General features: G+C 59.0%; 16 protein-coding genes. 9 read left to right on the top strand and 7 right to left on the bottom strand.

Annotation, left to right across the window (positions count from 1 at the left end; translation table 11 throughout):
• Window positions 1-809: 809 nt before the first annotated feature.
• The 4 genes from C8D82_RS11330 to C8D82_RS11315 form a co-directional block, all read right to left on the bottom strand.
• Complete coding sequence (locus tag C8D82_RS11330; protein WP_116884394.1) at window positions 810-2876, bottom strand: hypothetical protein; 2067 nt, start codon at window positions 2874-2876, stop codon at window positions 810-812.
• 204 nt (window positions 2877-3080) lie between these two features.
• Complete coding sequence (locus tag C8D82_RS11325) at window positions 3081-7841, bottom strand: glycoside hydrolase family 2 protein (protein ID WP_133245161.1); 4761 nt, start codon at window positions 7839-7841, stop codon at window positions 3081-3083.
• A gap of 20 nt (window positions 7842-7861) precedes the next feature.
• Window positions 7862-8575 carry a prepilin-type N-terminal cleavage/methylation domain-containing protein gene (locus tag C8D82_RS22135; protein ID WP_165833029.1) on the bottom strand — a complete coding sequence of 238 codons (714 nt, stop codon included), beginning with the start codon at window positions 8573-8575 and terminating at the stop codon, window positions 7862-7864.
• Between the two features lie 15 nt (window positions 8576-8590).
• The gene (locus C8D82_RS11315) at window positions 8591-9829 is read right to left on the bottom strand and encodes a substrate-binding domain-containing protein (RefSeq protein ID WP_116884392.1); all 1239 of its coding nucleotides are present in this window, start codon (window positions 9827-9829) and stop codon (window positions 8591-8593) included.
• Between the two features lie 399 nt (window positions 9830-10228).
• Here C8D82_RS11315 and C8D82_RS11310 point away from each other — a divergent pair, with 399 nt between their 5' ends.
• The 7 genes from C8D82_RS11310 to C8D82_RS11280 all read left to right on the top strand — a co-directional run bounded on the left by C8D82_RS11310 (window position 10229) and on the right by C8D82_RS11280 (window position 20207).
• Window positions 10229-11287, top strand: coding sequence for a GntR family transcriptional regulator (locus tag C8D82_RS11310; RefSeq protein ID WP_165833028.1), 1059 nt, complete (start codon window positions 10229-10231; stop codon window positions 11285-11287).
• A 94-nt stretch (window positions 11288-11381) separates the two neighbouring features.
• The gene (locus C8D82_RS11305) at window positions 11382-12641 is read left to right on the top strand and encodes a DUF1559 family PulG-like putative transporter (protein WP_116884390.1); all 1260 of its coding nucleotides are present in this window, start codon (window positions 11382-11384) and stop codon (window positions 12639-12641) included.
• Window positions 12642-12659: 18 nt separating this feature from the next.
• Window positions 12660-15584, top strand: a complete 2925-nt coding sequence (locus tag C8D82_RS11300; protein ID WP_116884389.1) for a heparinase II/III domain-containing protein — start codon at window positions 12660-12662, stop codon at window positions 15582-15584.
• Between the two features lie 2 nt (window positions 15585-15586).
• Window positions 15587-16951 (top strand): MFS transporter, encoded by a 1365-nt coding sequence (locus C8D82_RS11295; RefSeq protein WP_116884388.1) that lies wholly within the window; start codon window positions 15587-15589, stop codon window positions 16949-16951.
• Window positions 16952-16963: 12 nt separating this feature from the next.
• Complete coding sequence (locus C8D82_RS11290; protein WP_116884387.1) at window positions 16964-17917, top strand: Gfo/Idh/MocA family oxidoreductase; 954 nt, start codon at window positions 16964-16966, stop codon at window positions 17915-17917.
• On the top strand, window positions 17911-19191 hold the full coding sequence (locus C8D82_RS11285; protein ID WP_116884386.1) for a Gfo/Idh/MocA family protein: 1281 nt from the start codon (window positions 17911-17913) through the stop codon (window positions 19189-19191). Before C8D82_RS11290 ends, C8D82_RS11285 begins: the two co-directional genes overlap by 7 nt.
• 122 nt (window positions 19192-19313) lie before the next feature.
• Entirely contained in the window at window positions 19314-20207 is an 894-nt protein-coding gene (locus tag C8D82_RS11280) for a helix-turn-helix domain-containing protein (RefSeq protein ID WP_116884385.1), read from the top strand.
• Window positions 20208-20213: 6 nt separating this feature from the next.
• Here C8D82_RS11280 and C8D82_RS11275 read toward each other — a convergent pair whose 3' ends face one another.
• Genes C8D82_RS11275 through C8D82_RS11265 form a run of 3 tightly spaced genes read right to left on the bottom strand, consistent with a single transcriptional unit; the run spans window position 20214 to window position 23893 of the window.
• Window positions 20214-22052 carry a glycoside hydrolase family protein gene (locus C8D82_RS11275; protein WP_116884384.1) on the bottom strand — a complete coding sequence of 613 codons (1839 nt, stop codon included), beginning with the start codon at window positions 22050-22052 and terminating at the stop codon, window positions 20214-20216.
• Window positions 22053-22073: 21 nt separating this feature from the next.
• Window positions 22074-22829 carry a type II secretion system protein gene (locus C8D82_RS21210; protein WP_165833027.1) on the bottom strand — a complete coding sequence of 252 codons (756 nt, stop codon included), beginning with the start codon at window positions 22827-22829 and terminating at the stop codon, window positions 22074-22076.
• A 14-nt stretch (window positions 22830-22843) separates the two neighbouring features.
• Window positions 22844-23893: a substrate-binding domain-containing protein gene (locus C8D82_RS11265; RefSeq protein WP_116884383.1), complete on the bottom strand. Its 1050-nt coding sequence runs from the start codon at window positions 23891-23893 to the stop codon at window positions 22844-22846.
• A gap of 179 nt (window positions 23894-24072) precedes the next feature.
• Here C8D82_RS11265 and C8D82_RS11260 point away from each other — a divergent pair, with 179 nt between their 5' ends.
• A complete protein-coding gene (locus tag C8D82_RS11260) occupies window positions 24073-24639 on the top strand; it encodes an HD domain-containing protein (protein WP_116884382.1) in 567 nt (188 codons plus the stop codon).
• A gap of 26 nt (window positions 24640-24665) precedes the next feature.
• Window positions 24666-24935, top strand: a complete 270-nt coding sequence (locus C8D82_RS11255; protein ID WP_116884381.1) for a hypothetical protein — start codon at window positions 24666-24668, stop codon at window positions 24933-24935.
• The last annotated feature ends 286 nt before the right edge of the window (window positions 24936-25221 follow it).

Below are 25221 nucleotides of genomic sequence, written 5' to 3'. Positions count from 1 at the left end.
TCCGGCTGGAAACCTTGAATTTATCACCAAAAATCAGCACAATCTCACCAAAATAAACCTATCCGCCTTCGGCATTGGGATTTCGCTCCTCCCGGAGCGAGCAGGGCGCTTCGCCCCTGCACCCCGACCGGCAAGGTGCCGGTGCCGAATACTTCAGATCCGGGAAAGGCGGCACGCCTTTCCCTCCGGGTGGGGAGGCTCTGGCAGAGACAGGCAAGGTTATACCCGAGCGGCACACCGCTCCGGTCGGCGACCGCGTCGGCTTTTTTGCCGACGCCGGGCACTCCCTGCGCCTGCTGCCGCCGGAGGTCACGTGCGGAACGGCTATATGCTGATCAGGTAATAGACAGATACCCTGATGGAGGCTGATAAGAATTTATCTGCCGATATACGTAAAGCGAGGTCAGGCAACAATACAATTGCCATATCACAGGCAAGCATGTCTTTGAATACAAGCCTTACTGAACCTTGCCTGTATGAAAAGGCAGAAGAGAGTTCAGCCTCCATGAGTGTAACTTCACATCAGATGGTCAGCATCTGGAGGTTCCGCACGTGACCTCCGGCGGCAGCAGGCGCAGGGAGTGCCTGGAGCCGATAAAAAAATCGGCTCTGTGCCGACCGAAGCGGTGTGCCGCTCCTGTACAACCATGCCTGTCTCCATCAGGGCTCCCCCCACCCGGAGGGAAAGGCGTGCCGCCTTTCCCGGCTCTCAAGTATTCGGCACCGGCACCTTGCCGGTCGGGGTGCAGGGGCGAAGCGCCCTGCTCGCTCCGGGAGGAGCGAAATCCCGATGCCGAAGGCGGATAGGTTTATTTTGACCCGGGGAATGTCCGGCAGGCGGCGTAGGGGGCTTCCTGCGGGAGGCCGCGCGAGCCGATCTGCCACGGCTGGTCCGGGTAGTTGTGCATTTTCATGCTGTCGCCCCACGGGAAGAACGGCAGGTCGGGTGCGACTTCCCCGGTGGTGAAAGGGAGGCGCGTCACGTCAAAGCGGGTCGATTCGATCACCGGGCGCTCGACGGTGCGGCCGTCCACCGCGCAGGTCTGCACGCCGAAAGGCGACGGGGAGTAACAGATTTCAAACTGCACGCCGGGGCGGTGGAAACGCACAAAGCGGCGGTTGCTGATCGTGTAGTCCAGAATCCGCGCTTCGGAGTGGAAGGCGTGGAACGCTTCGAGGCTCTCCCAGTGCGATTTCGCGTCGATCGTGAAGACGAAACCGTTCTGCATGAGTTTCAGCTCCTCGCGGGAGAACTCGCGCGGTTCGCCCTCGTAGTTGACCAGCTCCAGACATTCGTAGCGTTTCCCGGAGTGGAAGCGCACCGCCGCGCGGCGCGGTTCGGAAGTCGGGATCAGCGGCCAGACGTGTACGAACACCTCCCCCGCCTCCACCGAAACCGGCACGACTTTGGCGGATTCCCCCGCCGCGCCCTCCCGGACCGGTTCCGCGCCGAGCACCGACCGGCGGATGCGTCCGTAGTGCGCCGGGAAGATCACGTCGAGTTTCAGCACCGGGGCGGTCAGCGGCGCGCCGGAGAGGGCGGGGATGTTCAGCAGAATGGCGGTGTTGCGCTTCTGCAATACGTAGCTCCAGCCCTGATGGAAGCTGTTCTCCTCGCTGTGCGAGTTCCCGTCTACCGAATGTCCGATCCGGTCGAGGTCGACCGGGGAGGTGAAGAAGCGGTAGAAGATGCTCGCCGAATCCCGGTAGGTGCGCACGTCGGGGCGCAGCTTGTAGGTGGCGTACAACTGGGCGGTCTGTTCGCCGCCGCACAGGGGGGTATCGACGGTGCCGAGCGAAAACTCCTGCTCCATATAGTTTTCGGTGTGGTATTCGCCCGCCATGCCGTCGTAGCGCATCATCGACTCGGAGCGTCCCCGCGTCCGGGCCGGATACGCGCACTCCCGCAGCAGCGGCACGAGTTCCTCCGGCACGTGGTAGTCGGCGCTGGTGAATTCGCAGAATTCGGCGATGTTCTGCATGTAGTTGCCGCCGAAGTGAACCACCTGCAGCGGATCGGGTTCCGCTCCGAACAGGTCCGCCGGAATGTCGTAGCCGGAAAGCTCCGCGCCGAAGAGTATCCACAACTGCACCTGAAGCGAATGGGGATGCCCCGCCCAGTCCACCGCGTAGGAGCGGCAGTTCGGCCCGGCGGAACGCCTGGTGCCGGGGTGGAAGTGGAGCAGGATTTCAGCCCAGATGCGCGCCTCGCAGTCGCGGGCCAGCGCGCGGACCTCCTCCGAATGCGAAAGTTCGCCGATTTTGGCGAGGCTGCACAGCGTCGAGGCCGAATAGGTCGAGGAGTTGAATTCGCTCGCCCACGCCGAACGCGACAGCAGCCGGCGGAATTCGTTGAGGTTCCAGAGACCGTGGCGCTGCGCGGCTTCGTCGCCGAGAAATTCACCGCCGAGCAGCAGCCCCTTGGTCGCCATCATCGGCATATTGTCGTTGCAGCCGTGGAACTTGAGGTCGGGCTGCGCGGCTCCGGCGTAGGTGCGGAAGACCAGCCGGGTGTGAAATTCGAGGATTTCGCGCGCCTCCGGGGTGGCCAGCGGCGCGAACTCGCGCAGCAGTGTCGCACAGCTGGTGGACAGGAAGATGTTGAAATCCCGCCCGTCGGACATCTTCGGCACCTCGTTGGACCAGGCGCGCGGGGCGCTGAAATAGCGTCCGATCATCCGGTTGGCCAGCGCGATATCGGCTTCGTCGCCGCAGTAGAGGGCCGGGGCGATCCAGAACACCTCGCGCCACGGCGGATTGAACTGCGGAATCTTCCCGGAACCGTCCGGGTTGACGACCTCGCCGATCCGTCCCCGGGACAGCTTCTGGAACAACGCGCGCCGCCGCGCGACCTCATCGGAATGGTACAGTTTCATATCATCGACTTTCCTGCAGAGATTTTCTCACTTCAAAGGATATGTCTGGGATTACCAGATGACAGCATAATAAAACTTTTTGTTTTATTGGTTATCTTACTATATCAATATATCATCAGAAAATACAAATAATCAATCTCGAAATTCAATTAAGTTGATAAATTATAATAAGTTGCCGTCCCGGTTCCCCAATAGGCCTGTTATTTACCATTGATGCAACAGATACGGATCATCACAGTGGCGATAGAGTCCCGGATACAATCCGCCGTCGGAATACCGGTCTACAATTACGATCGGGCCGCGCACCTGTGCTTTCCAACCCCGTGCTCCATTACGGTTCCAGACATGGAGCGCCAGCACATTCTTTCCGGCTTTCAATACTCCATCCGGAATCGGATAGCGGCGCCGGATGCTCCACGCCTGTTCCACTGGCGTATTTTCTGGAGTGGTCCAGCCCAGCTTGACGCCATTCAGCCAGATTTCATCGAAGTCGTCGAAGCTTCCGGCGGCGAGCTCCAGTTGCCGTTCCCTTGCCTGTTCCGGCGTCAGCGTCAACTGCAGCCGTAGTTGTGCATCGGGGAGCATTGTATTGTTTTTCGACAAACGAAAATCGCTCCAGCTGGAATCATCGAAGGCATCCAGTTGCCAACCGTCGTCCCGTTCCGTGGTGGAACGCAGCTTTGCGGTATCCTCCACTGGCCACTCTACCGGAGGGTGTTCCAAGCGTGCCGACAATAATCGTTCCGGTGCGGCGAGTCGTATACCGGCATTGGTCGCTAACTGGGAGAGCGCCCGGTATTGCCGCTTCTGCGTCAAAGCGAGATACGGCTCCTTTTGTACGTTGATCCGGCGTGGATCGAAGCCGACTAGGATCATTCGGCCCTGACCCAGCTGCCGCTCTGCAACCGGCTTGCCATTAAATAGGGTCAACTCCAGTTCCTGCCGGGCATGGAAATTTCCAGCGTTCAACCCCGGTACCTCAGCCGGATAGCAGGCGATGCGTACCCGGCTGAAACTGATGCCGAATTCCCGGTATACCCGATCCGGCTGCGGCAGAAGCAGCGCAATGCCGCCCAACTCGACATACCGATGCAGCGTTGAAACATCTTCCGGCTTCAGATCAGTCACGAAGACCGGACCGGATTCCGGTAGGCCGTTGTGCGAAACTTCCGCTCCCAACCGGACCAACAGCCCGGCGTCGCCGAGAACAGAGGGGGCGGATAATTCAGGTGCTTTTTCTTGCTTCCACTCCGTCAACAGCTTGATCAGCAGCGCCTCTGCTGCCGGATCATCTGTTGCATTGGCTGCAAATTCAAGCTGTGAAAACAGCACCGGCCTGCCCTCCCATACCGTCTTCAGCAATGGGGTCATCGCCAAGTCGAAGCCGCCATGAATCAGTGGCGTGAAATTACCGGCAGTCGGCGTTTCAATTACACTCTCCGCTACCATACCGGTGGTACCGGAGGTATTGTTGTACCCCTTGCGCAATGGTGCAAAGGAGTCCCCCGTCCTGTTGGGACGGCCTCCCCGCCAGTCCCGCAACAATTCCGGAGCAACCTTTACCGCACTGTCTGGCCAGAACCGCCGGGCGCGGATCGGATAGGTTCGGAATCCCAGTTCTTCCAATCGCGTGGATGGCTGCGCCATTACCAACATCGGTGTTCCGGCCGGAACCGCTCGCAGCGCTTTCGCTGAAAGTGCGCCCGGCGCAATCATGACAAGCCCTGCCTGTCGCAGTCCATCACTGGAGCAAACCCGCCGTTCCGCGAAGTCTGCCGCCTGTCCGGCGGTATTGTCGGGATCGAACAGTACGATTCCTTTCCGGTCGAACTCCGGACGTGCCACTACCGAAAATGTGAAACGGTCGCGGCCCAGCTCTTGCCCGGAACCGTCGCGAAAAATCACTTCTATCTCGCCACGTCCTGGGCGTTCAAGCGTTCCTGTTGTCTTTGCCGGAATCGTGAAGGAAAATTTTTCGCGCCGGATCGCACTGTGCGGAAAGGTCCACACTCCCGCCGGAGTTTCCAGTATCTGCCCGTCCAGCCGGACTGTTCCCTCCGCTCGTACTGACAGCGGTATAAAGCCGTCATAGACCATCCCGAAAGATTTTTCCACCCGTTCTCCGGGACGGTAGATATGAATTTTATTCATCGGATTATCCCCGCCGCCTGCGATAAAACCGAGGAATGGACGGTTGTTCTCCCGTAATGCCCGGCCGAAAGCGGTCAAGCCCTCTGGTTCACCGGTTGTCGAAATGGCCGTCGGTTTCATCGCCTCATTCGGGAAATTCGAAATCATCAGGTGCCGGTCCGTTTTGGCACCGTGTGTCTTCAGGTTGACTGTCGGATCGGCGATCATTCTGCCGTGACCGCGTTTCAACACCTCCGGTTCAATATAGTTGCTTGCCGGTCCGAAAGGTTCGATGCCCATATTCAACCCGGCCAGTCGCCACGAACGGTAGAGCCGGGTGTTGAAGTCGGCCCAATATCGCTGTACCGCTTGTTGACGGTTCACAAAGGCATTCGCAAAGTGCCCTCTCCCGTAGTTGCGTAATGCGGGATTCCAGCACTTGCGGATCAGTGCCCGGTACTCCGGCGTCTCCCACTCATAGGCTGCTTCACCGAAATGGGCGGCGGCGTATTCCGTGACCCACGGTTCGCCATCACCATCTGGAATTGCATGATTCACAAAGCTCATTGGATAGGGGTTGCCATGTTCCCAACTGCCGATCGGCTTGATGCCGTTTCTGATCCACGGTACAATCCACTCCTCCCATTCTTGTACCGGAGTCCAATTGAAGTAGTCGAACACTCCCCAACCGTCTCCTGCCCCGGAGTCATAATGACTCAGAAAAGGACGAGAGGGATCGAGGCGCCGCACTGCCTCCACAAAACGAATGGAGGCAAGCAACCGATTTACGGTGAAAGCATCGGAAACCACCTTTTCGCGTTCCAGCTTCCGAACCGCCTGTTCTGAATCAACCGGCTCCACTCCCCAACGGTCAGGCTGGTTTGCATAGGAAAGGTTGCCGCCGAGATTGGCGGAGGTGCCGAATCCAGAATATGCGATCACCGACGGATGGTTGAAAAAACGTTCCACCACCCGTTCCTCCATGTAACGCAACAGTTGTGAATCCACCTCCACCACGCTCCTGCTGAAAAACTGTCCGCCCGAAACCAGCTGGTAGGGCAGGTAAGCGATCACGAACATGCCCAGCTCGTCCGCAACCTGCGCTGCTGTCGTACCGTGGAATGACTCTTCCAGCTGCCCCATGTCGGAGAGCCGCAGCAACGTATTGAATCCCACCGCCTTGCAGTATTCCATACTGCGTCGCAGATAGTCCGGATCATGCAATGGATCGTAAATCATGGTCAGCTTGGGGCGGAGCCGCAGTTCCTGTCCGTTCAGGAAAAGTTTCTTGCCTTCCCGCCACACCTGACGGAAACCGAACCGGACCGGCAATATCTCATCGACCATTTCTCCCGCCGCATTACGCGCGGTCAGTATGAAATCCAGCAGCGCCGGAGTGTCCGGCGTCCAACTGACCGGTTCCGGCCACGACAGTTCCAGTTCCAGCCGGTCTCCGGCACGGCGCGGCGCAAGACTATTCTTGCCCAGCAGCATCTTCCCCTGCCGGTCTAGGATTTTCGCGTCGAAGCGCCACTCCTCCGGGATTCCGGCCGCCGGAAAACTCACACAGAGCGCTTTCCGCCGCCAATCCGGCGTCAACCGCACCCGTTCCAGCCGGGCTTGCGGAGGCTTCACTACCAGCGACACATCGTAGAGCGTTGCATCGTGATACTGTTTGATCGCTTCGTAGGGACGCACTGTTCCGGAAGCATACAAATAGGCGGTTTCATTCGCGTCGCCACGCGGCAGAGCCAGTAGCAGCAACGCATTGTTTCCCGGCGTCAGCAGGCCGGACGGAATCTCCACTTCACCGCCCCAGCCGTCGGAGAGATCGGCAATTTTCCGGCCGTTCCAGAAAATTCGCAATGCCAACCGGTGCAGCGCCTCGAATTTCAGGTGGAAACTGCTGCCTGCGGGAGCATGCGGCAACTCCACGGTACGGTAGAGCCAGCGCGGACCGTCCGCATCAAGCCGGTAACCGGCCTGGTTGCCGTAAAGCACCGAAGCCGGACGGTGCGCCCGTACTCGCGACGGCACTTTCAAATACGCCCATTCTTCTGTGGCTCCGGCGGGACGGTATGCCCACAGGCCATTCAGCAGCAGTTCACGCCGAAGCGTGCCGGACCGGATTTCTGCCCCATTCCAGCTCCAGTCCGGCGTCAGGGTCACACCCTCCGCGCTGACCGCCCGCGACGGCGATGGAAACGTCTCCGGCAATGCGACCGCATCCAACACTGACGCAATGCTGCACTCCGTCGGAGTCAATCGTGCCTCGGCCCACTCCGCCTCAATGCCCGGCCCTGTCACATTGAGCCGGATGCCGATCAACGCGGTGTCGGCCGGAGCCGTGAAATCCCCGCTTGTTTCCATCCAACTCGGAGCAGGGAGTTTTGTCGCGCCGATCCACTTCTCCGACCGATAAGCCAGTGTCGCCATATTCCGATAGGAGAGCCATTTCCCTGCTGCGTCCAGAAAGAATACCCCGACCGTCACTTCGAACTCCGCAGTGGAGTCCAGCACTTTCACCCGTGACTTCACCTGAAGCCGCCACCGGCTTCCCGGCAATCCCGACACTCTCTGAACCAGCCAGCTCTGCCCCCTCCCGGCACCGGGAGTGAATGCAATCTTCACCGCGTTTCCCGATATTCCGCCGTCACGACTTCGGCTCAGCCGCAGCCGACCGCGCAACGGCTCCGATTCATGCAGCGTCCAGTCAGCGGGTATCCCGTTTTTCCCGGTTACACTGAAATCCGGGTTCTTCAACAGGTTTTCTCCCGCCGCTCCCGCCGCAACGGCCATCAACCAGAGTATGCCGCACCACGTTTTCCAATTCATCTTTCCAGTCCTTCCCCGCTTTACGGATAGTACGCAAAAAATAACCGGCCGGAATCGGTGCCGCCACCCGACCATCCTGTAATCTCCCCGTACCGTACGAGCGCGACATGACCATCCACAAACAGCACAGTCCGCGCATTGTCATGCACATACAGCTTGTCGTCCTGCACTGTGCCACAACCATGGTTGTAATACATATTGCAGCTTGCGGCGGAACCGTACAGCTCCATCATATGGCTGGTCCGGCTCGGATTGGTCACCTTGGTCCGCTTGGCGTAAGTTGGTGTCACCGTGTCGGAAGGGTACCGTTTGAAATACCCGAGATAGATATTTGAGGCATAGCAGCCGACCTTGTACCAGCCGTTGGAATCCGGTCCCTCCGGTTTTCCCCGGGACGGATAGGAAGGACACAATGCCACCTTGAACGGCATATCTGAACCGTCCGGTCGTTTCGCAGCATGTTCCCATCCCGCCCACGGAATTTTTTCATTGCTGAAATACGGCCACAGATAAGTTGTCCAGAACTGATATTGGTCGATCGTGGCAATGAAGTTGTCCTGATAATCGTTGGTGTAGTTCTGTTGGTAAAGACCGATGCTTTTCATATTGTTCACACAGCTGATTGTTCGCGCCTTATCCCGCGCCTTATTCAATGCAGGCAGCAATATCGCCGCCAGTATCGCGATTATGGCGATCACTACGAGCAGTTCAATTAATGTGAATTTTTGTTTCATGGTTCCTCCTTGTGGTTATGAAATCTGTTCGGAACGGCGGTCGATGAAGCGGGCGTAGGTCATGATGCCGCGGGTGCGGCGCAGCACGGCATCGGGAGCGCGGCGGAACTCCTCGCAGCATTCAAACAGCGCCCGCGCCTGCGCCGGTGCGTCGAAGTCGAATGTGGAGAGGTTGAGAGAGCGGAACTCCGGCCGGTTGTCGAAGCCGATGATTTCAAAACGGGCCGGATCGATGTTCCGGTCTTTGAGCCGGTACAGGAAACTGCTTGCGGAGTAGTCGTTGGCGCAGAAGCAGGCGATCCGGCCTTGGGGCGGAATCGATTCGAGAAAGCGCTCGGTGCATGCTTCATCGATGTCCGGCACCTGTTGCGACCTGTCCGCGTCCTGCAGCCATAAGTAGGAGGAACGGATGTGTTCAAACGGAATCCGGCGGTTTTCGCAGAAGTCACAGCAAAGCTTCATTCTCGGCTCCGCCCACCAGTCGGCGGCGGCATTCGACAGGTAAAAAATCCGGTCGAAACCGGAGAAGTGCTCGTCCAGCACCCGGAACAGCGTGTCGTGGCTGTTCACGAGCAGGTAATCGATTCCCGGCAGCAGCTGCGAAGCGTGGGTGGTCAGTTCAATGCAGTCCTGAAACAGCAGCACTACCTTGATCCGGCGGGCCTGAAGGGCCTGCAGGTGCCGCCGCCAGCAGAATTTGCGGTCGTCCCCGCCGGGCCGGAAGGCGGCGAAGCGGATGCCGCGCTGTTCGAGGGAGGCGGCGAGGGTTTCGGGATCGCGCCACGCCTGCCAGTCGTTTTCGCGCAGGTTGTATGCGACGGTCCGCACTCCGTCGGCGGCGAAGTACCGCTCCGTTTCGTCGAGCAGCTGCCAGCGGAAGTCGGTGGTGCGCGCGGTGGATTCCTCGTTGTTGGCGAACAGGAACGCGATGTTCTGCATCGGTTCGCGGTACTCCTCCGGTTTCGGGAGGCTGCGCCGGATGATCCGGCTGCCGCTCTTTTTGGAGGTTTCGATATAGCCGCCGCGGCGGAGCTTTTCCAGCGCCTTGGTCACGGTGCAGCGGCTGACGCCGAATTCCCCGGCCAGCTCCTTTTCATAGGGCAGGAACTCCCGCTCCGGCGGCAGTTCGGAAATATAGTCGAGCAGGGCGCGCTTGAGCAGCTCGTATTTCGGCACGCTCCGGCTTTCGCCGTCCGCCGCAAAAGAGCTGAGGCGGCGCGGAACGTTTTTCAATGGCAGGTTCCGTTCGATCATAACGCAGTCATATTCCCGTCTGAAACATCTGAAATTTTTCTTCTGTCTTTATTATGGATGATTCCGGCGCAATATCCAAGAGAATATGACCGTTTTTTACGATAAAAAATCAGACATGATACAGTCATGATATTATGTTCGCAATATGACTGATCTTTTCTTGAGGTTCCATGGGCTGGAGTGCATGGCCGGATGTAGCGTTTCAGGCATTGAACACGGAATCCCGGCTGCCGCCGCCTTGCAGGACGAAAACGCACAAGGTTGCAGGCGGTAAAAATCATCAGATGGCAGGAAAAACGAAAAAAATCATTCGATTTCTACTTCGCGCTCTTGACAAAATTCATTTTTTCTGTCATAATATATATCGATATAGATTTTTTGTGTATGGAGACAGATTGTATGTCGGATGTCATATATTCCAAAAAGATGTTCCTGGAAGAGTCATTGCGCCAGCAGATCAAGTCCGGCAACTATCAGCCGCACGACCGTTTTCCTTCGGTGGCGAAATTGAAGGAGCAATATGGACTCAGTCAGGTTACCGTAGTGCAGGCGCTCGACCGTTTGGAGGCGGAAGGGCTGCTTTACCGCAGGAAACGCAGCGGTACATTTATTTCGCCGGTGAGCAAGGTGCGGCAGGTTCTGGTTGTTTCGGGGGTGTCCCGCCTGAAAAGTGATGAACTGAACCGCTTCCTGTGCCATCTGGACAATTCGCAGATGGAGAGCCGTTCGAACCTGATCATACTTTGCTGCACGATTGAAGAGTTTGAAAAAAATTCTCCATTTCTGAAAGTCGTTTATAAGGACCTTTTTGCCGTTATCTTTTTCCGGTGCCCGGAAATGCTGCTGCGGCACCGGGAGGAGCTTCGGGAGAGCAAGGTGGCGGCGCTGTTCTACGGCTCCAGCGCCGGGAGCAAACAGTTGTCCGGCTGCAGTTTCTACTGTTATGATGAACGGACTCTGGTTTTCCGGGCGCTTGACGCATTGTATGAGCGCGGTTATCGGGATATTTCCTGTTTCTCGTTGGATACGGACGTATTTGAAGAACGCCGCCGTCATTATGTCGACTGGATGCTGGAAAAAGGGCTGCCCGTCTGCAAGGAAAAGGTTCACATTCTTCCGGCCGGCGGCAACGGGTTCGCCTATATGCGGGAAAAGCTCCGGCAGGGGATGAATCTCGGCAGAGCGGTATTCTGTACCAGCAACAGCAATCTTGGAACCGGCTGCCTGCAGGCCCTGCTTCAGGCCGGAGTGCGGATTCCGGAAGAGGTCGCCATTCTCGGAGTCGGCAATATTCCGGGGCTTCGCGAGTTCCATCCGAGACCGGCCGCGATAGAGATAGACTTTCAGGGGGATGCCGCCCGCCTGGTTGAGTTTTTCGATAACGAGTCCGCCGGGGATGCTTCTCCGGGACGGATCGGGCAGAGCGAATTTATTCTGGATTGCAATCAGACGGTTTGACCGGCAGGGCCTGCGGAATGTGGATCCGCATTCCACCCGTTCCTCACGGCATGCCGTAAACCTGAATCAATAGAAACAGTAAAGGAGCCATGTAATGAGACAAAGCCATTTAAAATCGGCGAAGGATTCACTAAAGCGCCGCATTACGACAGAAAGATTTACATTGATTAAATTTCTGGTGGAATTTTCTTCCCGCTGCCGCCCGACCGCATCTCCGCACCGTTCCGCATACCGCCGCTTAAGCACGGCAGGCAAGAAATTTACACTGATCGAGTTGCTCGCTATTAAAACCTGTCAAATATGCAATCAGTCCCCGTATGCCGCTCTGCGTAAAAGAGAGGGGTTCGGGGGAGAGAAAGCGGCGACTTGCGCCGCGTCTCTCCCCGTACCAAGCCTTCCCAACTTTTCACATATTCCCGGCAAGCTCTTACGCCTTCGCCAATGCTCTGCAAGCGGCAAGCCGGAGCAAAAACGTGAAGTTGTTTTTCCGCAGAAAAGCGGGAAGACAACTTCACGTTATTGCGGATCTTCTTCCTCTGCCGAGCGACCGCTGCTCCGTCTGTCGACCGTCCCGTACCCGGCACCGGCACCTTGCCGGACGCAGGGGGCGCGGGGGGCGGCGGACACGCCCCCCGCATACCGCCGTTTAAGGCCGACAACCGCAAGATTTACGCTTATCGAATTGCTCGTGGTGATCGCTATTATTGCGATTCTCGCCGCGTTGCTGCTGCCGGTTCTTAACAAGGCGAGAGAGGCGGGAAAGCGGGCGACGTGCACATCGCAGCTCAAACAGATCGGAACCGCATTCCAATTGTATGCCGGTGACTGCAATGACCACTTTCCGTTCATTTCCGATAAGTCGGGGGGAGGCTGCATGGATTATGCTTATCAACTCAACTCCTATCTCTCCGGAGCAAACGCCGCCACAAGCAAATTCAATCCCTACCGGATGACTGAAGCGGAAAGCAAATTTTTCGGGGGAAGCAAATTGTTTTATTGTCCGTCACGCCCCAATCACAGTTTGAATCTCCCTGGTTGCCGCTATGTGGATTACGCTTCCAATCTGCCGTTGAGTAAATCCCACCCTAAAATTACGGGCATCCGCAATATTTCCAGAATCATGTTCGCCATCGATTCCATTTACAATCCGGATCCGTTGAATTTCAATTACAATACCGGGCTGTCCTATCTCAACGATGCTTTTGCGCAGGCGACAAAGGTTCATCGCCGCCATTCGGGACAGGCCAACTGCCTGTACGGAGACGGACACGTCGGTCTGATCAGTTGGCAGCAGATATCCAATGCCGATGTTTTCAAAGCGCTTTTCGACGGAGCCCCAATCAATTTGAACTGAATGACGGAGTAAGACGGTATGTTTTCACGCTTCTGTTTTTTCATTCCCGCAGTTTTCGGGGTGCTGTTCCTGCTGCCGTTGCGCGCTGCTGAAATCCGGCCGGAAGCGGTCGGTTCTCCCGGCTGGATCGAACGCTATTGCGACCGCTCCGGCGGCTGCCTGACGCTGCTCAACGTCCAGCCGACCAAACCGGACGGCACCGTTCCCGGAATGAAGTGCCCGAAATGCCGTGCCGCCGGGGAACTCCGCTGGCGGCCGGAAACGCCGGAGGAGTTGCAGTGCCGCAAATGCGGTGTCGCGGTTACGGAGGAAAGTTTCCCTTCGTCCCGGAGTCTCGCGCATAACGGGCTGAAATTCGAATATTACACTGCCGATGACGGCACCCGCTGGTTCCTGAAGCCGCAACTCCGTTATGTGAAAAGCCTGTATGCGTTTTATACCGCCCAGACGCTGGCACGGGAGGCCCGGGCGAAAAAAGATCCCGGAACCGGAAAAAGGGCGCTTGCCATCTTATGCGCGTACAGCGATTATTACCGCAACTTCATTTACAACCGGGTTGACGGCGTGATTTACCGTCCCGGTTATCCGCGGCAGTGCAATTGGGGGCGGATCACCCATTTCGGCGATTACCTCTTTCCGAAGAAGTTCTGCCGGACTTTCCGCGACCTGATTGCCGCCGGGACACCGATTTCCGAGGCGGAACGCGCTTCGGTCCGCGCATTGCTGGAATCGGTGATCGGAGAGGTGACGCTGCCGTTCATCCGCCAGGTCAACGGGCTCGGCAATCCGATGGGGGCGGCCTATGCCGACTGCATTTCTGCGGGCCGGCTTTTCCGGGAAGGCCGTTTCCCGGATTTCTGCCGGACGGATGCCGATGGCAACGTGCCGGTCCTCTCCGGCGCCGGGCTGGTCCATGAAGTCATTGAAGGCGAACACGGTTATTACAATCTTCTGGCCAACTATTTTTATCCGGACGGCTTGATGCGGGAACGCACCGTCGCTTATCAGAACATGCTCATACGCGGCCTCCGGGATACCGCCAGGGCGGCCAAAGGCTACTCCGACATCCGGAAGGACGCGGTGGAAAAATACGGTTATACGCCGTTTCGCGCCCTCGACCTGCAACCGGCCGAAGGTCCCGCCTCTCTGCCGTTTCGCGCATATGCCGATGTGTGCTTTCCGGATGGCCGCAGTATTCCGGTCGGAGATGACTATGGAGCGATTGTGCAGGAAAAGCCCGCTGCCGCCAGTTCGGTTTATCCGGGATGGGGGATCGGCGCGCTGCGGCTCGGCCGGGCGCCGGAAGCCTCGGTCGCCGTGTTGAACTGGGGCAGCGGCCTGGATGGTCATTCCCACAACGATATGCTCAGTTTGCTGTTCTGGAGCAACGGCCAGCTGATGCTTTCCGCGCCGGAATATCCCGCCCACCGTCACGGCGCGATTCGCGAGGAGTGGTGGCGCGGCGGCGCGGCGGCTCACAATACCGTTCTGATCGACGGCGAGAACCACACGCGCCATCGCGGCAATCCGCTGCTGTGGGCGGACACCCCGACGGCCGGAATCATGAGGGCGGAGAGTCGCGGGGCGTATCCCGGCAGCGGCCGGCGGCTGACCCGCACCGTATTCCTGGTCAGCCGCGGGAGCGGAAATTCTCCGTACCTTCTGGACGTTTTCGAAGTTCAGGGCGGTCGCAGCCATGACTATTTCCTGCAGGCGCAGGGTGAAAAATATCAGCCGCGGGAAATGCTTGAGGTCCGTACGCCGCTTCTTGAAGACACCGGAATGCCGCATCTGGCCGCCTGCCTCGGAAACAGCCGGAATGCCGGTTATCGCTATATCGCATCCCCGCAGACGGCGCCGTTGACGCGGAATGGCGAACTGGTCTGGAAATTTCCGGCGCAGGACGGCACGGCCCGCTTTCTGCGTGCGCTCCTGCTGCCGGACGGCAGGGAGACGCTGTACTGCGGGAAAGCTCCCGGCGTCAGAAACGCGAAGGAGACGGACCAGGACCGTACCGTCGATAAAATCCTCCGCCGCCGCGAGGGTGCGGAGAATCTGCAGAGCCGGTTCGTCACGTTGTTTGAAAGCTCCGCTGTCCCATCCGGAGATTGGCTTGCGGCCGAGCGGTTGCCGGTGCGCGGCAATCCGACCGCCGTTGCGGTCAAGGTGATGCGGCCGGACGGAACCGATCTGATCCTGACGGCCACGGCTCCCGGCCGGTTTGAAACCGAGCTTGACGGTACGCCGGTCCGTTTCGACGGGAGTGCGGCGGTCTGGTCGCAATCATCGGGAAAGCGGACCGGGGAACTGGTCGCGGTCGGAGGAGAGCGGTTTGAATTCGGCACGGCAGGCGTTTCCGCCGGGGGCGTCATTACCGGGCGTTTGAAGAGCAATCCGGGGGGGCTTGGCGACGATCCGGCTGTTGAGAGCAACGCCGTCATCGACGTTGACGCCGATCTGCCGGATGAATGTCGCGGCCGGCAGATTTTCATTTCGCAGGCCAACGGTTTTGAATCCACCTGGAAAATTGAAGCGCTGGCGCCGCTGCCCGGCGGCGGAACCCGTCTGACACTCGACCGTCCGGCCCGTCAGGCGATCCTGCGGATGCCTCGTTTCGCTTCGGACGGAAGGAGTTTCACCGCGTCCGGCACGGCCAATCTGCTGCCGGGCGATAATTGCCGGATCGGAAATGCGTGGCGGCGCATCGTGGCGGTGGAGCAGGCCGCGGCCGGCTCTGTTTTTCATCCCTGGCCCTCCGCGGATGTCTACCGCCGGACGCCGAATTCCGGGAAGCTGGTTCTGGACCGCCCGCTTGCTCCAGCGGAGCGCCGGACGGCCGGGAAAGTTCCCGTTTCGGAGATCGGCGCCGGCGACACGTTTCGGCTGCCCGGAGTCATTCACCGGACAATAACCGTGACCCAGCAAAACGAAAAGAAACACTGAACATGAAATCCTTTCTGTCGCACTTGAAACTCTTTTTTCAGGATGGCACTCCCGCTCCCGGTCAGGTCGATGACCGGGGACGCATCACCGACCGTGCCATTCAGAACCGGAACCGTCTGAAATTCGGCATCGGCAACATCATGTACCAAAGCGAGGAATGCGGCCTCGGGCCGATTCATACCGCGATCATCAAAGCCCTCGGAGGCGGCGCGGTTCAGCTCGGTTACATGGGGGCCGCCGGCAGCGTCGGCTCGCTGGTGCAGTGGCTCGGCGCCTGGCTGCTGGCCAGAACCGGCTCCAGCCGCAGGGCCATGACGTTTGCACTGCTGGGCGGAGCCGCCGCCGGATTTGCGCTGACGGCGTTGCTGTTGATGGCGCTTGAACCGGGCTGGCGTCCCTGGTGCCTGACCGGTTACGTCATTTTCGGCCTGCTGCTGGCCGGCGCCAGCGGTATTCAGGTCAATATCGAAACCAGCTGGATCGGCGATCTGACGCCGCCGTCGATGATGGGATGGTTTACCAGCATCAAATGGCTGATCTCGGCGCTCGGCGGACTCGCATTTTTGCTGCTGTTCGGAGCGGCGGCCCAATGGGGGGCCCGGCATCCGCAGTATGAACTGCATGTCTATGCCGCTTTGCTGCTGCTCGTCGGCTGCTCCCATATTGTTGCAGTTTTGCTGATCCGCACGATTTCCGACCGGCGGCCGCAGCCGGCGAATCTGTTGTTTGCCGGGAAGGGAAATGCCCGGCTGCACTATGCCGCCCTGCCGTTCTGGGGATATATCGCCTTTTTCGTGCTGTGGTCAGGCGGCCGCAGTTCGCTTATCGGATTCACGACCGCGTATTTGCTGTCGCTGAACTATTCGATGACCGGCATTTCAATGCTGCTGGCGATTCAGTTCGTCATCAGCGGCCTTATGCTGCTCGTGCTCGGCAGGGTGACCGACCGCTTCGGTTCGAGGCGGCCTCTGATCGCGGTTTCCGGGGTGATTGCCTGCTGCATGTTTCTGTGGGTGGCTTCCGCCTGGTTCGGCCTGGCGCCGATTATTCTCTACATGATCGTCAATGGCGCCGCCGGTCATGCGCATTCGATGCTGGCGATCAACTACGGACAGGAGATTTTTCCATCCCGCGGCCGGGCCGGCTATTTCGGGATGAGCCGGGTGGTGATCGGGGTAGCCGTAATGCTCTGCACGGTCAGCGCGGGGTATTTCCTGCACGCGGTCAGCGCCGCCGGCTGGACATGGCAACTGTGGGGGGCGGAGCTGAATGCCTATCATCTGCTGTTCACGCTCTGTTCGCTGTTCACGTTATGCAGTGTTGTTCCATTGCTGCTCGTCGGCAGGCAAACGATACCGGAAGAGTAGGGAAAAGGGGTCATGGAATTATTGAAACTCGGCGTGATCGGCCTCGATATCTCTCATGTGGAGACTTTTGCGAGAATCTTCAACTGTCCGGGCGATCCGCTTCACATGCCGGGAGTCGGCAGAATCGTCAAGGCGTTTCCGGGCGGGAGCGAAAGTTTCAGCGACAGCTGGACAAGGGTTGACAGATTTACCCGGATCATGCGGCAGTGCGGAACGGAAATCGTTGAACGAATCGCAGATATGGCGGATATGGATGCGTTTTTGCTCACCAGCAGTGACGGCAGCCGGCATCTGCAGCAGTTCCGGGAGCTGGCGCCGTTCGGGAAACCGGTATTCATCGGCAAGCCGCTGGCGTGCTCCTTTGAGGATGCGCGGAAAATCATCCGTCTCGCGGAAGAATACGCGGTTCCCGTGATGACCTGTTCAAGCATTCGTTATGCGGCAGGGGTTTGCGGGCTTTGTGCCGGTTCTTCGGAGATATCGGCCGCCGAAGCGTTCGGCCCCATGCCGCTGCCGGAGGATTACCGCGATTACTTCTGGTACGGCATCCACTCTGCGGAATTGCTTTACAGCTATCTCGGCAGAGGCTGCATAAGCGTTCAAAGCATTCATTCCGGGGATTTCGACATTCTGATCGGCTGTTGGCAGGACGGCAGGCAGGGGATAGTTTGCGGCAACCGGACAGGAGCGGCGGATTTCGGCATCCGGCTGACCACGGCTCAAGGACATCTGACCGGCCTTCAGGACCGGCGGGTTTCCCATATCGGCGAACTGAGCAGGAGATTGCCGGAGTTTTTACGGAACGGCATTTCCGCAATTGATTCGCGGGAAAGTCTGGAAATCACGGCATTCCTGGAAGCGGCAAGCAGAAGCCTGCATGATGGAGGAAGAACGGTTTATCTGAGCGAATTTATGGAGAAATGTGAAAACACGGCTGGCAGGAAGGAAAAGACGGGAAAATGTTGAATACTGCAATTATCGGGATTTCCGGCTGGGGGCGAATCCATTATGAGGATCTGTTGCGGCGGCGGGAACGCGGGGATATCAGGATCTGCGCGGCAACTGTGATCAATCAGGCGGAGGAGGCGGAAAAATGCGCTTTCTTACAGAGTATCGGCTGTCGGATTTTCGATTCCCATCAGGCGATGCTTTCTGAATTCGGCGGTAAGCTTGATCTTTGTTTCATTCCGACCGGAATTGATCTGCATGCGCCGATGGCGATTGAGGCGATGCGGGCAGGGGCGAATGCGTTTATCGAAAAACCGGCGGCGGCGGTCATCGAGGACATCGCCGCCATGCAGGCGGTGGAACGGGAAACCGGGAAACACGTATGGGTCGGTTTTCAAATAGCCTGCCAGCCGGAGGTCCGGCGAATGAGAGCGCTCTGCCATTCGCCGGAATTCGGTGCGATCCGGCGGATTCGCGGCATCGGGCTGGCTCCGCGGACGGATTCCTATTACCGGCGGAACCTGTGGGCGGGAAAGCTCAGAAAGAATGGTGCGTGGATTCTGGACAGCCCTTACAACAATGCCCTTGCCCATTATCTTCACCTCGCGCTGCTGTTTGCGGCGGCTCCCGGGGAAATACCGGAATTCAGGAGCGTCAAAGCGCAGCTTTTCCGGGTGAATCCCAATCTGGAATGCGCGGACAACGGTTGCATTCTGGCTGTTTCCGGACAGGGAATCCCCGTCAGTTTCCATGCTTCGCATACGCCGGAAAAACTCAACGACCTCCGAATTGTGATCGACGGGGAGCATGGTTCCGTCGAATGGACTTTCCCCGGGACCACTTACCGTATCGGTGAAGAATGCGTGACTTTGACCAACACCGGCGGTACGGAGCTCCGCGATCTGATGCTGGATGCCCTGTTTGCCCGTTGCACCGGAAGAATGCAAGGGGACTGTTGCGATCTGGAATGTGCCGCTGTCCATACCCGTGTGGTGAACGCCGCGCACGACTCTTCGCCGGTGATGGAAGTTCCGGCCGGATATGTGGAAGAATACCGGGATGAGGAGTTGCGCTGGGGGCTGAAAGGTTTCGACGGGGAGTGTTCCGCCGCGTGGAGGGAAGGCCGGCTTTTGAGCCGCCGCGTCTACCCGTGGCTGCCGGAACCGGCGGAAGTTTTTCTGGAGGGGTATCGCCGGTTCGGCGGGAGCCTGCTCCGGCAGGCCCCGGTAACGGGTTCATTGTCCGCAGGAAGAGAAGGGAATGCCGGCAGGATTGCCGCTCCTTGCGCCTGAGTTCAGGGCGGGATCTGAAAGAACCGGGCATTTCCGGCTTCCGGTGATTTTACTTTTCCCGAGTCGGGAGCTATATTCCATAAAGGAAAACGGCAGGCGGGAATTGTACCGGCGGCGGATGGATGGAACTGGTGTTTCAGGCGAAATCGGAATTTTATTTCAGCGACCCGGATTGTCCGGTCGCGGTGAAGCGGGTGGCGGCGTCGAATGCGGCGCAGCACCTGCACGACCTGACCACGGAGCCGCACCGGCACGACTTCGCGGAGCTGGTGATCATCACCGCCGGCAACGGCGTGCAGGTGGTGGACGGCGGCGAGTACGCGGTGAGCCTCGGGGATGTGTTCCTGATTCAGGGCAACGGGGCGCACTACTTTCTGGAACGCAACCGGGTGAGCATGATCAATGTCCTGTACGATCCGGCGAGGCTGCCGCTGCCGTTCGGCTGGCTGCGGCGGCTGCCGGGGTACAATGTGATCTTCGAATTGGAGCCTTCGGTGCGCAGCGCGGAAACTTTCAAGCACCACCTGAAGCTGAGCGCGGCGGAGCTGGCCGAAGCGGTGGAGATCGTCGGCAAGCTGGAGCGGGAGCTGGAGCAGGACACTCCCGGAGCGGAGCTGGCGGCGTTCCAGCGGCTGCTGGAGCTGATCGTATTCATTTCGCGCTGCTACGACGCGCCGCCGGCGGAGAACCTCGCCGCGGTGATGCGGGTCGGCAGGATCATCAGCCTGCTTGAGTCGGAGTTCATGCGCGAATGGCGCCTGGAGGAGCTGGCGAAGCTGGCGGCGACCTCGCCGAACAACCTGTTGCGGCTTTTCAGGACGGTGACGGGCACGAGCCCGGTGGACTACCTGATCCGGGTGCGGCTGCGCCGGGCTGCGGAGGCGCTGAAAAACACGCCGGGCGCGGTAGCCGAAATCGCGGCCGACTGCGGCTTCGCGGATTCCAACTACTTCGCCCGGAAGTTCCGGGCCGCCTACGGCGTCTCCCCGCGGGAGTTCCGCAAGCGCCCGCTGTGACGGTTGTTACAAGGCGAGGAACTGCACCTCGGCCTGCGGTGTGATCTCCCGGCCCCGGTAATGGATGGGGGAGGACGCATCGGGTCTGACGGTCCAGACCGCCAGCACTTTGCCGCCCTCGGCACGCTCGAAAAGCAGCGCCTGAACGCCGTCGGGGAGGTCCGGCAGCCGTTCGAGGAATTTCGGTGCGCGTCCGAGGGCTTCGGTCATCGCCTTGTAGGCGTGGTAGGCGGGCTTGGGCTGGTAGTTCCAGCGGACGATTCCGAAATTGTTCTCCCGCTCCGCGCTGCTCAGGCCGTCGTTGTGGAAGTCGTAGAAGTAGAGCCGGTCCACCCCTGCGGCGAGGTAGGAGAGGTAGAGCGTCTGCAGCAGCCGGGCCTGTTCGGCTTCGGTGAAGCCGCCGGCGAATTGCAGCGTGCAGCCGAGAACCGCCCCCTTGCGGTCCTTGAAGGTGTAGAGCGCCATGCCGTCGCCGGCCGGGTTCCCGTTGCCGTCGAGCGCCTCCACCAGCGAAGTGCAGCTGTCGCCCTTTTTCAGGTTTTCGGCGGTCAGGAACCGGGTCACGTAGACGTTTTTCAGCTCCGCGATTCCGGCCTCTTTGCCGGCGGGAAGCGTGCGGACGCGGGTGGTCTGCTTAGGCAGTCCCGGTTTGGTCCACCACGCCTGATAGCCGATGCGGAACGCCGGGTGCAGTTCGGCGGCGGCCCCACGGGTGGTCCAGTTGCCCTGCTTGTTCTTTTCGCGCACATTGTACAGCGGCACATCCCCGAAGGCGAGCAGGATGCCCCCCTTTTTCACATAGTCGAGCATCGGCTGCTTGTAGGCGCCTTCGATCGTCACGTGTTCGGAGCCGATCACCACCGGGAGTTCGGCGGGGGTGAGCCTGGCGAGCCGTTCCGGCGTGACCGGCACGATTTCGGCCCCCGGCAGCCATGCGCGAGCCGTGTCGAAATCCCGGTCCGGGAACTCCTGTGAAACCGGCGCGCCGATCCGCAGTTTGCCGTTGACGGTCGGAGAAACGCCGATCCGCCCGGCGGCGTATTCGATCGCCTTGACGATCACATCCGGCTGCTGGACCAGCAGGTTGCTGCGGTGGGTGGCTCCGCCGCATTCGGTGATCCAGACCGGTTTCGCGCTGTCGCCGTTGTCGGCGAGAATCCGCTTGAATTCCGCCATCCGCTTCGCCTGAAACGCACTGCGGTCCGGTCCCCAGCCGTAGGGGTGCACCGCGATCGCGTCGAAATACCCCTTGGCTCCGGCGGCGTACATGTCGCGCAGGTAGCCGGTGTTCCAGCCGCAGAGGCCGCCGACCATCACCTGATTTTCCGGGTCGGCTTTTTTCAGCTCCTCATAGGCGATCTTCAGCAGCGGGACGTATTCAGCGGCGTTGGGATTGGGTTTCCAGAAGCCGCCGTCCTGCTCGTTCCAGACCTCCCAGATCTTAAGTTTTCCCTTGTAGTGTTCGGCGCAGGCGCGGACGAATTTGCGCCACTCCTCCGGGTGCTTGTAGAGCGGTTTCGCGTCGGAGCGGAAGCGTTCGATCTCCCAGTCGTAACCTTCGAGGATCGGCAGGAATTCGATGCCGGCCGCGTCAAGTTTCTCCAGAAGCTCATCGTAACGCCTGAAATCGTAAACGCCTTTCTTCCGGGCGATGTTGGAGAATTTCACATCGTGGCGCAGCGAGGTGATGCCCGCCTTGCGCATCATATCGAGCTGTCTGTCGATATTCTTCCACTCCATTTCGGAGTGGGGGTGGGCGGCGATGCCCCACGGAGAATCGGCGGCCCCGCACCAGAGGGCGGCGGCGGCAATGCCGACGGTCAACAGGTGTTTGAAGTGAGTCATGGATGATCCTTGTCGATTGGGTTAGAGACTGATTTCACCGAGGGAACCGGAGACCATTTTCCTGACTTTCATCGCTCCCTGGCGCAGCTGGGTTTTGCCGAGGGAGCCGGAGTGCCCGTCAAGATAGGTCACATTGCAGCGGTCGTTGTGGGAGAGCCAGATGCCGCCATAGTCCGGCGAATCCAGCGCGTCGCAGCGCCATTTGGAGGCGTTGTGCGGCACGGAGGTCCAGCTGTCGACCCGTTTCCGGGCGGTGTCGGCGTACACGTGCAGCGCCGAGGGCTGCTTGGCGCGGGTCAGTTTGTAGTAGACGTCGTTGCTCGCATTCCACACCTGAAAATCGCCGTAATTGGCTTTTTCGGTTTTATAGGTGTTGTCCCAGCCGCCGTAGTACAGGCCGTTGGTGCCCCACTCGTCGAGCTTGCCGGTGCCGTAATCAGCCGATTTGGTGCAGGCGAGCATCCGTACCTTCGCCAGCGGCAGGTACGGCGCGAGATTCGGGTCGGGTTCATGCACGAAATTGGCTTCGTTTCCTTTCAGCCACGCTCCCAGCAGGATTTCCGACCACATCCGCCCCTTGCGGATCACGACCACGTTGTCCTTGAAATCACCGGCATAGGTCAGCATCGATTGCATCACCTGACGCTGATTGTTCAGGCATTCGGCGGTTTTGGCCCGTTCGCGCGCCTTGTTCAGCGCCGGAAGCAGCATCGACGCGAGAATCGCGATGATCGCGATAACAACCAGCAGCTCAATCAGGGTAAATTGTCTTTTCATTCTGTCATTCCTTTCTATTTCCCGGTGACTTTTTCCATCAGGGATTCGCCTTCAAAAATCTCGATTTTATCGGATTGATACACCAATCTGCCGCTCTTTTTTCCTCCCGGACTGTATTGCAGCACCAGGTCGCGGATCAGTTGCTCCACTTCGGGGTTCAGGATGGTGGCGAGCGCCGGGGTCATCAGCCTTGCGTCCTGCGTTCCGCCGAAGGAAAAGACCGAAATATCTTTGCCGATCCGGATTCCCGCCTCGAAGCAGGCGCGGTACATGCCCACCGCGATCGGAACCGTCGCGCAGAAAAAAGCGTCGGGCAGCGGATGATGTTCCAGCAGTTCCCGGCAGAGTTCAAGCGCGTAGAACTGCCGTTCGGAATAATCGGGCACGCTGCGGGTATGGGCGCGTCCTTCAAGGCCGTGGATATCCAGAAAGTTCTGCCAGTGCTGCCGGCGCAGCGACAGGTCCCGGGAGGGGGCGGCACTCAGAATCTGGATATAATCGATGCTCCGGTGGCCGCGGTCGAGCAGCGTCTGCATCATCACATTCACCGAAGAAATCTGCGCCCCCTCCAGCGAACGGATTCCGTAAGCGGTGTAGTCCTGAAACAGCGTGACGATTTTGTCGCTGCATTTGCTCATGCGTTCGAGCAGCCGCGGCGGCGGAGTTTCCGGCAGTTGGATGAAAATCAGGTCGAAACTGCCGTTCAGGGCGTCGTCGATGGTGGTGTCGGTGCTGGTGGTGCAGGCGAACACCTTGAGCTGTCCGCCGAGTTCCAGCACTACCTTGCGGATCGTCAGGTGCCATTCGCTGATGTGCCAGAAGGGGGTGATCAGCGCGACGCGCGGACGGCTCCCCAGCTCCGCCTTCACCAGCGTCCTGCGGCCGGAAGCGTCGCTGGCGAGGATGCCCTGCGTTTTGAGCTGGTTGACCGCCTGCCGGGCGGTCAGGTAACTGACGCCCATGTCTTCCGCCAGCTGGCGGAGATTCGGCAGTTGGCTGTCCGCGTACTCCCCCTGCCGGATGCGGGTCACGAGGATGTCGCAGATTTCCTGATATTTCGCCACGGTTCGGTTCCCCTGAAAAATAATTTGATTTATACTTTGTTGGATATATACTGTGTTTGATATATATTATGATCCAAAACGGAATAAAAGTCAAGAGGCATCGACGAAAAAATGTGAAAATAATTGTGGAAGCGTTCCGGGAATGCTATAGTAAAGGTCTGACATCGGAGAATGACATCATGGAACCACTGGAAAATTATCTGCGCTTCATCAGGGAAGCCGAGTTGTTGAAGTCCACCTTGCGGACCGCCTGGACGGCGGCGGGCCGGCAGGAAAGCACGGCGGAGCATTCGTGGCGGCTGGCGCTGTTCGCGGGAGTGCTGGCTCCCTCCTTTCCGGCGCTCGACCTGCGCCGGGTGTTGATGATGTGCCTGATCCACGATCTCGGAGAACTGTACACCGGGGATGTTTCGGCCGCGCTCGAACCGGATGCGGCGGAGAAGTATGAGGAAGAACATCAGGCGGCCCGCCGCATTTTTTCGCTGTTGCCGGAATCTCAGGCGGCTGAACTGCTGCAGCTCTGGCGGGAATACGGCGCGGGCGAAACTCCCGAGGCCCGGTTCGTGAAGGCGCTGGACAAGGCGGAGACGATCATCCAGCACAATCAGGGCAGCAATCCGCCGGAGTTCGATTACGAATTCAATCTCGGTTACGGGAAGAAGTATTTCAGGGACGATCCCCTGTTGGCGCAGCTGCGTGAAGCCATCGACGCCGATACAAGGGCGCGTCTTGCCGCGGAAGCATGATTTATGAAAGTGACAGGTAAAGGAATATGGATATTTTTGAAGCGATTATGATGATCTGTTTCGGCGCGAGCTGGCCGGCATCGATCCACAAAACGGTCAAAGTGAAAAATCCGGCGGGCAAGAGCATGATTTTCCTGTGGCTGGTCGAAATCGGCTACATCTCCGGCATCATCTACAAACTGCATCGTCCCGACTGGGTGATCGCTCTCTATTGTCTGAATGCGCTGATGGTTGCCACCGACCTCTTTCTGGTGAACAAATACCGCCGGATGCGCGAGCGCGGCGAATTGAAATAATTGCATCAAAGGGGGGCCTTACAGCAATACCCGGAAAGGCCGTGCGGCAGCCTTGGAGTGCGGAACCCGAAGGGCTTGCTCCCGCTCCGCGGGAGTAAGATTCATCTCCGCTTTCCAGTCGCGCGTGAGTTTTATGGTTGGCTTGTCATTGCATCAAGAACAGGCAAGGTGCCCGGAGGGTAACAACTTTTGAGCGCAAGAACAGGCAGGGTGCCCGGAGGGTAGCGAGCACCGCACCTCCGGCCTGCGGATGGCTCCGGGGGACGTCGCGCACGTCCCCCGGACC

This window comes from Victivallis vadensis (assembly GCF_003096415.1).
Taxonomy (GTDB): domain Bacteria; phylum Verrucomicrobiota; class Lentisphaeria; order Victivallales; family Victivallaceae; genus Victivallis; species Victivallis vadensis.
This window is presented reverse-complemented; position numbering and strand designations above follow the sequence as displayed.